Genomic DNA, 14181 nt, shown 5'->3' with positions numbered 1-14181 from the left:
CTGATCCGGCCGGTCGCGGGACTGTCCGCGCGACTTCCGGAACCCGCCTCTGAAGCGATGCTTCGCTGCTCGCACGTCGAACTCCCCGACCGGCACCAGAGCATCGCGCCGGCCGGGGGAGGGCGTCGTCCGTGGAGCTGTCGGAGCTGACCGCGTGCGAGGACATCGTCATGTTCGTCAACGCGGCCGTCGCCGCGACCGGGCAGCGCGAGTTCTACGGCGAGGCCGGTGATCAGCGGCTGTCGCTGGAATTCCTCCACGAGTACGTGCGCATCAACTACCGCGAGATCTACGCGGCCACGCTCGCCCTGGACATCAACGACCTCGGCGCCGCGACCGTGATCCTCGGGCTGCTGCGCACGGCCCAGGACGTACCACTGCCGCAGCGTCAGGCCGAGGGCAGGCTCATCGCGACCCGTCTCCTGCGTCTTCCCCCGCAGCGGGTGTACCGCCTGTTGCGCACACTGCGCGCGGAGGGCATCAACAACCGGCGCACCCGTGCGATCGCCCGGGACTGGGTCGCGGCCCGGCCCGATGTCGCGTTCGACGCGGTCAAGTATCGCCGCAGCCTGGCCGCCGTCGCCGGGCACAACCACCTCAGGCTGCCCCGCGAGGTGGGCACGATGCTGTTCGACTGGCGACGCCCGGCCCGTTACGACACGCCGATCCTGGAGACGTGGCGGCGGGCGCACTACGACTCGCGGGCGCTGTACGAGCTGCCGTACACGGTCGCCGAGGGCCTCGCCTCGACCCGGCGCCCGGACACGGACCGGGCCGAGTTCCTCCGGGCCGTCGCACCGCGCCTGACCGAGCTGGAACGGCTGCGGCTGCAGCGCTCCGGCGTGCTCGACATGGACCTGGCCCGAGCCCCGCTGACCCGGCTGGCGATCTACGTGCTCTCGCTGCCGCGCCCCGAGCGGGCCCGCCGCCGCGACGAGCTCACCGCGGCCCTGCGCGCGGCCGCCCGCCGGGCCGCCGGTCGCCGGGCCGGGACCTGGGGCGATGTGGTCGCCGTGCTCGACGACAGCTACTCGTCCGCGGGCTCGGCGGTGAAGCGCCGCCGGCCGCTCGCCGTGGCGCTGGCCACGCACTATCTGCTCGAAGTGCTGTCTTCGCGGTACCACTGCATCTGGCTCAACCACTAGGGCGACCCGCTGCTCGTGCACCCCGCGGGCGCGACACCGCTCGGTGAGCGCCTCCTGGACGCGCTCGCCCGGCGGCCCGGCCGGGTCGTCGTCGTGTCGGACGGGTGGGACAACGCACCACCCGGGCAGGCGGCCGAGGTGCTGCGCGTGTGGCGGCAGCGGCTCGACCCGGACGGGCACACATCGGTCGTGCACCTCAACCCGGTGTACGACGGCTTCCAGGTGCGCACCATCTCGCCGTTCGTGCCAAGTGTCGGCGTGCGTGACGCCGAGAACGCTCCCGTGCTCGTGGAACTGGCCCGGTTCGCGACCGGGACGGCGACGTTCACGCAGCTGCGCGCCCACCTCGACGACCTCGTGGAAGGATTTCTGCGATGATTGCCGGCCTGCGTGCCGGTCCGGCGCAGACGTGGGGCGCGGTGCGGCTCGTGCCGTTGCTGCGCGACGAGCCGATCACCGATCTGCGGCTGCACGCCCGCCTGCACGGCGACGAGTTGTCCATTGTGGAGCTGGGGCCGCGCGAGTCGTACATCGCCTATGTGCCGCACGCGTTCGTCGCCGGCTGGACCGGGGACGGCACCCCCGCCGCGGCTTTCGGCACGCAGCTCGTCGCTCCGGCCGACAAGGCGCTCCCGCGGGTCGCCGGCCTGCGCTTCCACCGTCGCCTGGCCCGGCGCGAGGACCGCAACCGGCTGCGGTTCCTGCCGCTGCACCTGGCCGTGGAGGGCTTCCTCGACCTGCAGTTCGGCGGCCCGCCCATCGCCTGGCAGGAGTGGACGCGGGCGGCCGTGGCGCACGGGCTGTCGCCGCGGGTCGAGGAGGCGTACCGGGGCGCGGCCGTGCAGGGGCTTGACGACGCGCTGCGCGTGTTCGAGGTCCACCCGGGACAGTGCGGCGTCGTGGTGTACGTGGCCGACGCACTCGCGAGCGTGTTCGCCGTGCCGCACCCCGACGACTACCGTGCGCTGCACGCGACGCTGCTGCAGGACTACTACGGCGAACTGCTGTACCACTACACGCAGCTGTACCCGGCCGTGCCCGGCTTCGACGTGCCCGTGCACGACGCCCGGGTGCACACGGTGGACGACCTGCGCGCCGAGCTGGCCCGGGTGCGGTCGGAGTGGGAGCAGTTCCACAACGACGTCATGTTCACGGTCCGGGCGCTGGAGAGCCGGCCGGTGTACCGCATGGGCCGCTTCACCCTGTCCCGCTTCCTCCCGCCCTTCGACCCCGCCGCCGACAACCACATCGGCGAGACGATCACGGCCGACGACGGGACCGTGGCGTATCTGAAGACGTTCCGCCTGTCCGCCGCCCAGGCCCGCCGCGGGTTCCTGCTGTCGCGGCTGGCGGCGTGCGACTGGTCGCTCGACGCGACGGCGGAGGCGCTCGGCACGGATCGGCGGGGGCTGGTGCTGCGGCTGGACCGGGCCGGGTTCGGCTACCTGCTGCGTCCGGACATCCTGGACGCCTGCCGGGCCGCGGCCCGAGCCGGTCGGTGAGCGCTACTCCAGCCGTTCACCCGCTTGCACCACGCGGCGCGCGTTGTGCGTTGCGCCTTGTCCTCGGCCGTACGGTGTGCGGCGTGTTGCACCGTTTGGTGTGCGCGTCCTGCGCTCGACATATCGGGCTTATCACCCTACTGGGGGTATCTGTCGTATCCTCGCGTCGGCGGATGGTGGTGTGGCTGGTCGGAGGGTCGCGGCACCCGGAATCGGTCGGGCATGGCGCCGGTCGCGGGCCGTGGACGCGGCCGACGCCATACCGCCGTTCTGTGCCGTCCCCCGCGGCCACAGGGGGAGGTCACCTGGCTGCCGGTGAGCTTGTGCGATCGCGTGCTTCGCTTCCGGTACCACCAGTCTTGCCACCACGCGCGACGCGCACCGCCGAAATTGCCCGGAAGCCACCCGATCGATGTCGTGTTTGGGCCGCGAAGGCAGGGGGCATCAATGGTGTGTCGGAAAGACAAAGACTTTGAGGAGGAGCAGTGACTGTCACCGGAATCATCACGGCGCTCATCGTCGGTCTGATCGTCGGTGCGCTGGGTCGGCTGGTGGTTCCCGGCCGGCAGAGCATGTCGATCCTGGTCACCATGGTCGTCGGCGTCATTGCGGCGCTGCTCGGCACGGTGCTCGCGAACGCGATCGGCATCTCCACCGACACCCCGGGTGTCGACTGGGGCGAGCTGCTGGTTCAGGTACTGCTCGCGGCGGTCGGTGTGGCGCTCGTCGCCGGCCTGAGCGGCCGCAGCCGCCGCGCTCTGTAATCCAGGGCGCAAGCAACCTCACGATCCCCGGCCCGGGTGGGCCGGGGATCGTTGCGTCTTGCGTACAGTCCAGCGTTATGGCCGTCGTTCCGCCCGAATGCGTTCCCCTCGACCTCGGCGATCTGGTGCTGCGCGCGCCGGTACCCGACGATGTCGCCGCCGTCACCGAGGCGTTCACCGATCCTGCGTTGCAGCTGTGGAGTCCGCCGGCCGCGGTCACCGTGCCCGAGTGGATCGACGAGCGCGCCGACTGGTCCTCCGGCCGCCGGGTCGGCTGGGTGGTGAGCGACGCGGCCGGCGGCCCGGTCCTGGGATCGGTCTCGGTCCGCGTCGACGCGTCCACCGACAACGGCATGATCGGCTACTGGACCGCCTCGGCCGCGCGCGGCCGGGGCGTCGCCACCCGTTCGGTGCGCGCCGCAGCCCGGTTCGCGTTCGACGTCGTCGGCCTGTACCGCATCGAGTTGGCCCACGCGGTCGAGAACACCGCGTCGTGCCGCGTCGCCGAGCGCTCCGGCTTCCTGCTCGAGGGGACGCTGCGGGAGGCGTACCTGTACGGCGACGGCCGACGCCACGACGAACACCTGCACGCGAAGCTGCGCACGGACGCCGACTGACGGCGCTGCACCGCACGGCTCGGGCCGTGACGCCGCGCGGGTGCGGCCCGTGCCGTCGCACGGCGCGAGCGGTTCGCGCAAGGTCAGAGCGGCGGGAGTCGCTGGGCGGTGTGCAGTACCCCAGAAAAGAGGTCGCCCCGCTCGGCCAGCCGCGAGCCGATGGTCCGGATCGTGAACCCGTCCGGCCGCAGGGCCGGGTCGTCGAGCTCGTCCCAGGCGATGGGGGCGCTCACGGGCGCACCGGGCGCGGGCCGCGGACTGTACGGCGCGACAAGCGTCTTGTTCACCGCGTTCTGGGTGAAGTCGAGCCGCGCCCGTCCGCCCCGCTCGGCCTTCTCCCACGCCCAGCTGACCAGCTCCGGCACCACCGCGCCGACCGACCGGGACAGCCGCTCCACCCAGGCCCGCGTCTCGGCGAACCCCGGCCCACGCTCGACCGGCACCCACACCTGAATGCCGCGCCGCCCGGTGACCTTGGCCCACGCCCGCACCTCGAGATGCTCGAACGCCGTGCGGTGCAGCCGGGCCAGCACGAGCAGATCCTCCCAGGCGGTACCGTCACCGGGATCGAGATCGATGAGCGCGTACGACGGCCGCTCCGGCTCGTCCACTGTGGACGTCCACGGATGCCACTCGAGCCCGCCGAAGTTGGCCGCCCACACCAGCGCCGCCGGCTCGTCGACGACCAGATATTCGGTGCCGGAGCCGGGCTCGGCCCACCGTGGGAGCCAGTCCGGCGCATGCGACGGCAATGCCTTCTGCCAGAACCCTTTCGTCGCCGCCCCACCGGGAAACCGGTGCAGATTGAGCGCCCGCCCGGCAAGATACGGCTGCACGACAAATGCCATTTCCGCTGTGTACCGCAGCAACTCCCGCTTGGTCACCGGATCCTCGCCGCCCCGGGCGGCAAACAGCACCTTGCTCAGGTTCGTGACGCGCAACGGCCGCCCGAACACCTCCCAGGTCCCGTTCTCACGGATGGCGTTCAGCCCGGCCAGGTCGATGTCCCGCATCCCAGGCCGCGCGGGCACGGCCGCCCGGGCCGCCGGGAGGTCCGAGCGCCAGAACCATTCCGGATCGGCCTTGACCTCGTCGCTACTTCGTCCACTGAGGACGGACAGCGGAAACGCCGACGCCTCCCACCCGTCGGCCGCGAACTCGTCGCGCTTCTTCAACAGCAGCCACTCGTCCGCCCGGGTCCGCACCATCACGAACTTCCCGCGCAGCTTCTCCCCGTGCAATTCGATGTGCAACTCCCCGCCGGCGATCGCAGCCTTCGGATCCGCATCCTTATAGGGCACCCAGTGCCCGGCGTCCCACACGATCACGTCCCCGCCACCGTACGTGCCGGCCGGAATCACCCCCTCGAACGCGACGTACTCCATCGGATGGTCGTCGACGTGAAACGCCGCCCGCCGCACCTTGGGATCGAGCGTGGGCCCTTTCGGTACCGCCCAACTGACGAGCACCCCGCCCACTTCGAGCCGAAAGTCGTAATGCAGCCGCCGAGCCCGGTGCAACTGCACGACAAACCGCAAAGACGACATACCCCAAGTGTCGCGCGCCCGTCGCCCCTCCAAATCGTCATATTCTGCACATATCAGCCTTTCTCGGGGGTACCTCATGCTCCGCCAACTGGCACCACTGCCACTCGTGCTAGCCCTGCTGACCCCGCCGCCCGCCGAAGCCGCACCACCGGCGCAGACCGCAATCCCGGCGCAGGCCGCACCGCCAGGTCTCACCGATTGGCTGGACGTTCAGGGCTCCGCCATGCACGCCGGTTATCAGTCGAATGCCGGTCTGCTCGGAGCGCCACGTCACCGATCCTGGTCGACGCCGGACCGCCCGAGCCGCTCCCCGCTTGCTGTAGACGGCTCCCTGTACTACCCGGAGTCCACAACAATCACCCGCCGCGCCTTCGCCGGCACCCGCCAACCCTTCGCCCCGGACGCGAGCGCCGCATTCTGGATAGGCCAGCCCGTGAGCGACGGCCGCTCGTTGTACGCCCTCTTCTTCGACCGCTACGGCCACGCGGAGCTCCGAGCCCTGACCCTGACCGGCCGGGTCCGCTGGAAGGTCCGGATCCCGGGCGAGAACACAGGCGACAACACCGCCACAGCCAACGGCCAGGTCCTGACCACAACCGGTCAGGCGTGCACGTACACCTGCGCCACCTCCGTGATCCGCTCGTATTCGACAACCACCGGCGCCGAACGCTGGCACCAGACCATCCAGGGCGAAGCCGCCTTCGACCGCCCGACGATCACCCCGACCCGAGTTCTCTGGCCGACCGCCCAACCACGCACCGCTCTCGAGGCGGCCACACCCGAAACGACCGCAGCCCGTGGCGCCGGCGCGATCGGCGAGGCGACCGCGGCCGTCGAAGCCGGCGCGGCCTTCCAGGCGCACGCGTCCGCGGCGGGCGACGTCCCCAACGGCTGGCGGCTGACCGCGCTGGAGGCCACCACCGGCGCCGAAGCCTGGCACGCCACCGGCCCGGGCAGCCTTCGTGGCACCGCCGCCGACACCACCACCGTGTACACCGCAGCCGACCAGCTCTGCGCCCGCGCCCTCACCGACGGCACGGTCCGCTGGTGCCGCACCGACCGTCCATACGACACCGTCGCCGTCGCCCCCACCGCCGTCTACGCCACGACCGCCGGGCACCTCCTCTCCCTCGACCCCGCCGATGGCCACATCCGCTGGGATGCCCCGATCGGCTCCGACCCGGTCCACCCACCCGTCGTCACCGGCGGCATGGTCCTGCTGCACCACGACGTCGGCGAGCAGTCCGCGCTCCTCGCCCTGTCGGCGCAGGACGGCCACCGCCTGAGCGGGACGAATCTCGGCCACGGCCTCCCGGGCATGCTGACCGTCGCCGCCGGCTACGTCTTCGCCGTCCACGACTACACGGGTCTCGTGGCCGTACGCCCCTGACTCGCCCGAATCGCCGTCACAACCGCACAGGTCGTGCCGCCGTACTCCGCTGACCCGTCCGTCAGGCGGGGGCGGTGCGCCGCGCCCCGATCTCGGCCCGCACCGGGCTCGCGCGACTGCTTTTGATTAGCGCCTGCAGCGCGATCGCCGCGGTCGGCGCGAGATCGGTGGCGGCCAGGTCGTCGGCGAGGATCCCCGCGTCGTCCAGGTCGTGGCGGCCGGCGAGCACCGTCAGCTCGACGTGCGGCGCGCGGCCGGTCACGTCGGGCAGGATGCCGCGCCAGTGGTGGTGGAGGCGGTCGGTGTACTCGATGCCGGCCTCCTCCGCCAGCGCCCGCCGTGCGGCCTCCTCCGCCAGGCCGCGCTGCGCGGACACCGAGCCGTCGCCGGAGTCATGGATGTGCGCGACCGGGAGCGACCACTGGCCGGGCTCGAAGGCGGTGGTGGGGGAGCGGCGCCGGAGCAGCACCGCACCGGCGGGGTCCACCAGCAGCGCCATCGCCAGCCGCAGGGGCGGTCCCGCCGGGTCGGGGGCGGGCAGGCGGCCCAGACCCGTCATGACCCGGTGGCGCAGGATCGCGAGCTGGCCGCGGCACCGGCTCGGCGGGCCGTCGGGCGGGACGACGACAGTGCCGGGGCCGACCAGCTCGCCGGGGCGGAACTGGTCGCGGGTGAGGTCGAGTTCGGTGCCGTCGGGGAGGCGGTTCCAGTAGTGGTGGCCCGTCGGGGTGCCACCGGACGTGACCCGGCCGAGGAGCAGGTCACCGCCCAGGACCTCGCGGACGACCATGGCGGTGACACCGCACTGGCCGCGGGAGGGGTTGCCGGGATGCCAGTCGGCAAGGTCGATCGGGTCACAGGTCTCGGGACCCCAGGAGCGCAGCAGCAAGGGGAGCAGCATGGCCGCATCATGCCGGAGGGGTACGACAAAAAACGCATCACCGCAGGTCAACGCCGGTGAGCGGAACCAACACCCCGTCGGGGTATAAATCGGATACGTCCGACTCTGAGGCGTCCGGAGCGGCTGAGCAGGACCGCCGGCGCCGGATCAGCCCTCAGCGTGCCAGCGCTCGAACAGCGCCAGCTTCTGCGAAGCCCGCGGCGCAACATCGGCATTCAGCCCGTTGGCGGACGTGAAGAAGGCCAGCGCCGCCATCACGTCCCCGCACTCCTCGATCAGCCGCGCCCGCAGATCGGTGCCGTCGTAATACGTCTCGCGCCCCGAGGCGCCGACGAGCTTCGCCAGGACCTGGACGAGCTCGCCGGCCTCCTCCGCGAGTTTGGCCAGCCCCGGCCAGGTCGCAGAACCGATCTCATAGGGCCCGGCCGGACCGAAGTTCTCCTCCACGAATCGGAAGACTAACGTCACGCCTCCGACGGCATGAGCAGCCACAGGACCGGATAGACGAGGATCTGGCTGCCGGGGATCACCAGCAGCGCCAGGACGAAGATCAGGCGCGCCATCCACGGGTCGAGACCGAAACGCTGCCCGAGGCCCGCGCACACGCCGCCGAGGATCCGGCCGTGCAGCGGCCGGACCAGACCCTGCCGGCGCATCGAACCGTACACGCTGTCCATTGTCATCTCTCCATTCGCGATCGGTGTGCATACAGCGTCCGCCCACACCGACCCGAGCCGCATCAGGGACCGCCCCTGGCCCGACCCCGACGCGACACCGGCCGAACAACAGCCGGGCAGTCAGGCATGGACAGGGGTCAGCTCCCGAGCACCCGAAGCGTGACAGCGGCCAGCCCCGCGAGAATCTCCACGAAGTAGCCGGACCGCAGACCCGCCGACTGCACGGCGACATCGTGCCCGCGCCCACCGGCCGTCAGCGCGCCACCGTCGTGGTAGGACTCGTACGGGGTGCTGGGCACCTGCTCCACCGCGTGCGAGAACAGGTCCTCCGACTCGGTGCGCGTGTGCTGCCGCCGGAACCGGTCGCGCATCGACTGGAATCCCGTGCCGTCGCCACCGTGCGGCTGCGGCAGCACGGACGCGTACGTGTCGTCAGTGAACCGCACGGTCCAGCCCGCCGCCTGCCGCTCGGCCGCCTTCGCCGCAACCGTCGCCTCGATCTGCTCGATCTGCTCCTCGCTCATGCCCTGCGCGCGCATCCGGGCCGCGTGCTGCCCCGGCACCAGCTCACCGTGCTCCAGCGAAGGCCCGGCCACGCCGCGTTCGCGCATGCGTTTGCGGATGGCGTTGCCCAGGAACCCGGTCGCCTCCGGGCCGAGCAGGTCCAGCGGGCCGACCGACCGGACCGGGTGACGCAGGTAGGCGCCCAGCAGGTCGGCCGGCACGGCGGCCAGGCCGTGCGGGTCGCCGACCGGGACCGGCGGCAGCGCGAACAGGTCGGGCCGGCCGACGTCACCGGGCTGCTGCCGGGGGAATCCGAACATGTGCCCATGATGGAGCCCGGGCCGGTCGGCGTCCTGAGAGTGACGCACGCCTGACAGGATGGGTCCCATGGACGCCGACCCACTCCGCTCAGCCGTCGAGCAGGCGCCGTTCATTCTGCTCGTCGCCGAAGGCCCCCAGTTGCGGATCGTCGACGTCAGCCGGGTCACCCGGCTGATGCTCGGCGACCGTGACGTGGCCGGCCGCCCACTGCGAGAGGCGCTCGCCGACCTGGCCGGACAGGGCTGGGTCGACCTCTATGAGCAGGTGTATCGCACGGGTGTGCCAGTGACCGGTCAGCAGTGGCGGGCGCACATCACACGGCCCGACGGCACGGTGCGCGAACTGTTCGCCGACTTCAGCATCACACCGTGGCTCGACGGCGACGGCACGGTCCGCGGCGTGATCGGCGGCGGCACCGACGTCACAGGCATCGTCAAGGCACGACTGGAGGCCGAGCGACAGACCGAGGAGATCCGGCAGCAGTACCGCCACGCGCGCGACGTCGTCGACGCGCTCCAGCAGGTCCTGCTGCCCCGCGGCCTCCCGCTGCTGCCGACGGCCCGGGTGGCCGCCAGCTACCTGCTGGCCGGCGCGGACACGGCCGCCGGCGGCGACTGGTTCGACGCCGTGCCGCGGGCCGACGGCACCGTCGCCCTGGTCGTCGGCGACGTGGTCGGGCACGGCGTCGCCGCGTCCGGCGTGATGGGCCAGCTGCGGGCCGTGCTCCAGGACCGCCTCGACGACGGCGCGGGCCCGGCCGAGGCGCTCGCGGCGGCCGACCGGTTCGCTCGCCGGGTGCCCGCGGCCCGGGCCGCGACCGTGTGCGTCACGGTCCTGGAAACGCGCACGGGCGCCGTCACATACTGCACGGCCGGCCACCCGCCGCCGCTGCTCGTCACCGCGTCGGGTGAACCGTGCTACCTGAGCCCGTCCGGCGCCGCACCCCTCGGCACGGCCGGTGAGTTTCCCGAGGCCGCCGCGTCGCTCGACGAGGGCGACGTGCTGCTGCTGTACTCCGACGGCATCATCGAGCGCCCCGGCCGCACGGTGGCCGAGGCATCCGACGAACTCGCCCGGGTCGCCGCGGACGCCGTCGCCGGCCGGGCCCTGCACGCGCCCGAGGCGAACCCGGCCGAGCGCGCCTGCACGCAGACGGTCGAGCTGCTCGTGCGCGGCACGGGGTACCGCGACGACATCACACTCCTGGCCGCGCAGCGCACGGCGGCCGCCGAGGCGCTGGACACCCGGATCCCGGCCGACCTGACCCGCCTCGGCGCGCTGCGCAAGACGCTCGGCACCTGGCTGGAGACCGTCGCCGTGACCGACGAGGACGCGTTCGCGCTGCAGCACGCCGTGGGCGAGCTGGCGACGAACGCGGTCGAGCACGCCCCGCCCGGCGGCTCCGTCGCGGTCGGCGCCCGCCTGACCACCGTGGGCACGGCCGAGATCACGGTCGCCGGCCCGGGCCCGTGGCGCGAGCCGCGGCGGGTGTCCGAGCGCGGCCGCGGCCTGGCGCTGTCCAGCCAGCTCGTCGACGAGCTGGTCCTCGACCGCACCGGCACCGGCACCGTCGCAACGCTCCGCCACCGGGTCACCCGCCCGGCCGCGCTGCTGGGCCACGCCGTGCCCGCGCCGATCCACCACCCGGAGGAGTCCGAGGACATGTCGATCGCCGACAGTGGGAGCGGTACCGGCGTCACGATCACCGGCCCGGTCGACGCCGCCACCGCCGAACGGCTGCAGCACGAGCTGCTGTACCGCTCGCGCGGCGGCACGGTGCCGCTGCGGGCCGACCTGTCCGGCGTGACGCACCTGGCCAGCGCGGGCGTCGCGGCGCTGCACGCGGTCCGGGCCCGGCACCGTGCGCACGGCACGGAGCTCACGCTCGTGGCCCCGCCCGGCAGCCCGGCCCGCCACGTGCTGGCCCTCGTCGCACTGCCGTACGCGTGATCCCGCCGACGCTGCGCCGCCACGTGACATCCGTGTGGGGCGAGGCCGGCGCGCGCTGGCTGGCGACACTGCCCGAGACGCTGCACGGCCTGGCCGCCGACTGGGACCTGACGGTGGGTGAGCCGTTCGACCTGACGTACCACTACGTCACCGCCGTCACCACCGCTGACGGCACCCCGGCCGTGCTCAAGCTCGGCGTGCCCGAGGCCGACGCACTGACCGAGGAGTCCCGGGCTCTCACCGCATTCGCCGGGCGCGGTGCGGTACACCTGCAGCGGTCGGATCTCGCCCGCGGCGCCCTGCTGATCGAGCGGGCCGTCCCCGGCGTGCGGGCCCGGGACGTCGCGGACGCCGAGGCGACAGCGGCCGTGGCGGCGGTGATGCGCGAGCTGCACCGTCCGGGCGACGCGCTGCCGGACGTGGTGCTCCAAGCGGGCGCGTTCGACAGGTACCTGGCCCGGTTCCCGGTGTCGGGGCCGCTCCCGGCCGAGCTGGTGGTCACCGCCGCCGGGCTCATGCGGGAACTGTGCGCGTCGGCCCCGGCCACCGTGCTGCTGCACGGCGATCTGCACCACGACAACCTGCTCTCGGCCGCGCGGGCACCCTGGCTGGCGATCGACCCGCACGGCGCGAGCGGCGACCCGGGGTACGAAATAGGCTCCTGGCTCTTCAATCCCGAGCCCGACGACCGCGACCCGGCGCTGCTCGCCCTGGTCCCGGGCCGCCTCGAGCAGCTCGCCGACCTCATCGATCAACCCCTGGAACGCCTGGTCGCCTGGGGTTTCGTCAAGGCCGTGCTGTCCGACGTGTGGTCGGCCGAAAACTGGAGCCCGGGCGACACCTGGTCACCGGCCAGCCGCGCGCTCGACGTCGCCCGGCTCCTGTGGCCGCAGGTCAGCCGCTCGGCGTGATGATCGTCTTGCCGCGCAGTCTTCCCGACTCCGCCGCCCGGTGTACCGCGGGCAGCTCGGCCAGGCCGCGCACGCCCGCGATGTCCAGGCGCAGGTCGCCGGCGTCGACGAGGCCCACCAGCCGCGCGAGATCGGCCGGGTTGTTCTGCACGACGAAGTGCACGGCCGGCGGCGCGAACGGGTTCGTCACCGAGACGAGCACACCGCCCGGCGCGACGAGCGCGGCCAGGTCGTCGTCCGTCGGCACCAGGTTGAGCACGACGTCGAACCGCCCGGGCGGGAGGCCGTGCGCGTAGTCGTGCACGGCCGCGGCCCCGAACTCGCGCACGGTCCCGGCGCTGCGCGGGCTCGCCGTCGCCGTGACGTGAGCGCCCGCGCCGTGGGCCAGCTGCACGGCGAAGCCGCCGATCCCGCCGCCCGCACCGTTCACGAACACGCGGGCCCCGTCCAGCGCCCGCCCGGCGTGCACGAACAGCGCCTGCCAGGCCGTCACCCCGGCGACCGGCAGCGCCGCCGCGTGCGCGAGCGGCACTGTCACCGGCGCGGGGACGAGCAGCGCCGGGTCGGCCACCGTGTATTCGGCCGCCGCACCCCCGTCGACCCGCCCCACCACCGGCTGCCCGGCCGTGAACGCTCCCGCACCGTGCACGACCGTACCGGCCAGGTCCCAGCCCGGCGTGTACGGCAGCCGCAGGTCGAACACCCCGCGTAGCCACCCGTTGCGCAGGCCTATCTCCGACGGGTTGAACGAGGTGCCCGCGACCTTCACGAGCACCTCACCGCCCGCCGGCTCCGGGACCGGGATGTCGTCGAGCCGGAGCACTGACGCGTCGCCGTATGCATGGATGCGTATCGCCTTCACACCCCGACCGTAGGAGCCGCCCGGCGCCCGGCCCATGTCTGCGCGTCCGCGCGGCATACGATCCCGTCTCGATGGACGTACTCAGCGACGCGGTGACCGCACTGCGCACCGGCCGCCCGGTGGCCAATGCGATGTCGTGGGCGCCGCCGTTCGGCCAGCGCTTCGCCGCCGTGCCGGGCGCGGTGGGCATCCAGGTCGTCGTGCGCGGCTCGTGCTGGCTGCTTCCCGACTCCGGCGCTCCCGCCGTGCGACTCCGGGCCGGCGACGTGCTGCTGCTGACCGATGGGAGCGGTCACGCCCTGGCCGACCCACCCACGACACCGCTGCGACACTGCACGACCGGGACCGGGACCGGGACCGGGACCGAGAGCGAGCACGGAGCCGGGATCGGGATCGGGACAAGCGTCGCGGCGCCGGAACTGTCCGGGCCGACGCTGGTCATCTGCGGCGCCTACGAGCTGGGCCGGCTCCGGACCCACCCACTGCTGCGCACGGTGCCCGACCTGGTGCACCTGGCCGCCGGGCCGGCCGTGCAGCGCGTGGTGCAGCTGCTCGTCGAGGAGCTCGAGCACGGCGGCCGGGTCGACGGGATCGGCGTCACGTCACTGCTCGACCTGCTGTTCCTGCACGCGCTGCGGGCCTGGTCCGGCCGGGCCGACGAGCCGGGCGCGCTCGGCGATCCCGCGGTCCGGGCCGCGCTCGAGGCCATGCACAGCCGCCCGGATGCGCCGTGGACGGTGGCCGCGCTGGCCCGGGAGGGCGGCCTGTCCCGCTCGTCGTTCGCCCGGCGGTTCACGGCGCTGGCCGGCCAGCCGCCGCAGGCGTACCTGACCTGGTGGCGGCTGACGCTCGCGGCCCGGCTCCTGCGCGAGTCCGACGTGCCGCTGCGGGTGGTGGCCCGGCGGGTCGGCTACGCGTCCGAGTTCGCGTTCGCCGCAGCCTTCAAGCGGCGCTTCGGCACGGCCCCCGGCCGCTTCCGCAGCGCCGCCGACCAGGTCTCCGCTCAGGGTCGGCCCGGACAGCCCCAGCCGGAGGTGCAGTCCAGCGGTGCCGTATGACGTCACCGGAGGCGGCGCCGGCCGCCGACGAC

General features: G+C 73.1%; 15 protein-coding genes. 9 read left to right on the top strand and 6 right to left on the bottom strand.

What is annotated here, in order from left to right:
- Positions 1 to 131 precede the first annotated feature (131 nt).
- The 5 genes from Dvina_RS35290 to Dvina_RS35270 all read left to right on the top strand — a co-directional run bounded on the left by Dvina_RS35290 (position 132) and on the right by Dvina_RS35270 (position 4028).
- A complete protein-coding gene (locus Dvina_RS35290; protein ID WP_223093604.1) occupies positions 132 to 1145 on the top strand; it encodes a hypothetical protein in 1014 nt (337 codons plus the stop codon).
- 15 nt (positions 1146 to 1160) lie between these two features.
- Positions 1161 to 1523, top strand: coding sequence for a hypothetical protein (locus Dvina_RS35285; RefSeq protein WP_223093603.1), 363 nt, complete (start codon positions 1161 to 1163; stop codon positions 1521 to 1523).
- Positions 1520 to 2647 (top strand): ARPP-2 domain-containing protein, encoded by a 1128-nt coding sequence (locus Dvina_RS35280; protein ID WP_223093602.1) that lies wholly within the window; start codon positions 1520 to 1522, stop codon positions 2645 to 2647. Before Dvina_RS35285 ends, Dvina_RS35280 begins: the two co-directional genes overlap by 4 nt.
- Before the next feature lie 485 nt (positions 2648 to 3132).
- Positions 3133 to 3411, top strand: coding sequence for a GlsB/YeaQ/YmgE family stress response membrane protein (locus tag Dvina_RS35275; RefSeq protein ID WP_223093601.1), 279 nt, complete (start codon positions 3133 to 3135; stop codon positions 3409 to 3411).
- A gap of 77 nt (positions 3412 to 3488) precedes the next feature.
- Positions 3489 to 4028, top strand: a complete 540-nt coding sequence (locus Dvina_RS35270) for a GNAT family N-acetyltransferase (protein ID WP_223093600.1) — start codon at positions 3489 to 3491, stop codon at positions 4026 to 4028.
- An 83-nt stretch (positions 4029 to 4111) separates the two neighbouring features.
- On the opposite strand, the gene Dvina_RS35265 is transcribed toward Dvina_RS35270, so the two are convergent.
- A complete protein-coding gene (locus Dvina_RS35265; protein WP_223093599.1) occupies positions 4112 to 5575 on the bottom strand; it encodes a DNA polymerase domain-containing protein in 1464 nt (487 codons plus the stop codon).
- Between the two features lie 76 nt (positions 5576 to 5651).
- Between Dvina_RS35265 and Dvina_RS35260 the strand changes: the two genes are divergently transcribed.
- Positions 5652 to 6965 carry an outer membrane protein assembly factor BamB family protein gene (locus Dvina_RS35260; RefSeq protein ID WP_223093598.1) on the top strand — a complete coding sequence of 438 codons (1314 nt, stop codon included), beginning with the start codon at positions 5652 to 5654 and terminating at the stop codon, positions 6963 to 6965.
- 61 nt (positions 6966 to 7026) lie between these two features.
- On the opposite strand, the gene Dvina_RS35255 is transcribed toward Dvina_RS35260, so the two are convergent.
- The 4 genes from Dvina_RS35255 to Dvina_RS35240 all read right to left on the bottom strand — a co-directional run bounded on the left by Dvina_RS35255 (position 7027) and on the right by Dvina_RS35240 (position 9367).
- A complete protein-coding gene (locus Dvina_RS35255; RefSeq protein ID WP_223093597.1) occupies positions 7027 to 7866 on the bottom strand; it encodes a YunG family protein in 840 nt (279 codons plus the stop codon).
- Positions 7867 to 8013: 147 nt separating this feature from the next.
- Positions 8014 to 8313, bottom strand: coding sequence for a MazG nucleotide pyrophosphohydrolase domain-containing protein (locus Dvina_RS35250; protein WP_223093596.1), 300 nt, complete (start codon positions 8311 to 8313; stop codon positions 8014 to 8016).
- A gap of 17 nt (positions 8314 to 8330) precedes the next feature.
- Entirely contained in the window at positions 8331 to 8543 is a 213-nt protein-coding gene (locus tag Dvina_RS35245; RefSeq protein ID WP_223093595.1) for a PspC domain-containing protein, read from the bottom strand.
- Positions 8544 to 8680: 137 nt separating this feature from the next.
- On the bottom strand, positions 8681 to 9367 hold the full coding sequence (locus Dvina_RS35240; RefSeq protein ID WP_223093594.1) for a hypothetical protein: 687 nt from the start codon (positions 9365 to 9367) through the stop codon (positions 8681 to 8683).
- 67 nt (positions 9368 to 9434) lie between these two features.
- Here Dvina_RS35240 and Dvina_RS35235 point away from each other — a divergent pair, with 67 nt between their 5' ends.
- Together Dvina_RS35235 and Dvina_RS35230 are read left to right on the top strand one after the other, a co-directional pair.
- On the top strand, positions 9435 to 11318 hold the full coding sequence (locus tag Dvina_RS35235) for a SpoIIE family protein phosphatase (protein ID WP_246655529.1): 1884 nt from the start codon (positions 9435 to 9437) through the stop codon (positions 11316 to 11318).
- Positions 11315 to 12229: an aminoglycoside phosphotransferase family protein gene (locus Dvina_RS35230; RefSeq protein ID WP_223093592.1), complete on the top strand. Its 915-nt coding sequence runs from the start codon at positions 11315 to 11317 to the stop codon at positions 12227 to 12229. The genes Dvina_RS35235 and Dvina_RS35230 overlap by 4 nt, the downstream gene beginning before the upstream one ends.
- On the opposite strand, the gene Dvina_RS35225 is transcribed toward Dvina_RS35230, so the two are convergent.
- Positions 12213 to 13091 carry an NADP-dependent oxidoreductase gene (locus Dvina_RS35225; protein ID WP_246655528.1) on the bottom strand — a complete coding sequence of 293 codons (879 nt, stop codon included), beginning with the start codon at positions 13089 to 13091 and terminating at the stop codon, positions 12213 to 12215. The genes Dvina_RS35230 and Dvina_RS35225 overlap by 17 nt on opposite strands.
- Before the next feature lie 71 nt (positions 13092 to 13162).
- Here Dvina_RS35225 and Dvina_RS35220 point away from each other — a divergent pair, with 71 nt between their 5' ends.
- The gene (locus Dvina_RS35220) at positions 13163 to 14149 is read left to right on the top strand and encodes an AraC family transcriptional regulator (protein ID WP_223093590.1); all 987 of its coding nucleotides are present in this window, start codon (positions 13163 to 13165) and stop codon (positions 14147 to 14149) included.
- Positions 14150 to 14181 lie beyond the last annotated feature (32 nt).

It is taken from the genome of Dactylosporangium vinaceum (genome assembly GCF_019904175.1).
Classification (GTDB): domain Bacteria; phylum Actinomycetota; class Actinomycetes; order Mycobacteriales; family Micromonosporaceae; genus Dactylosporangium; species Dactylosporangium vinaceum.
Note: the sequence above shows the minus strand (reverse complement) of the source record. Positions and strands in the feature narration are given on the sequence as shown.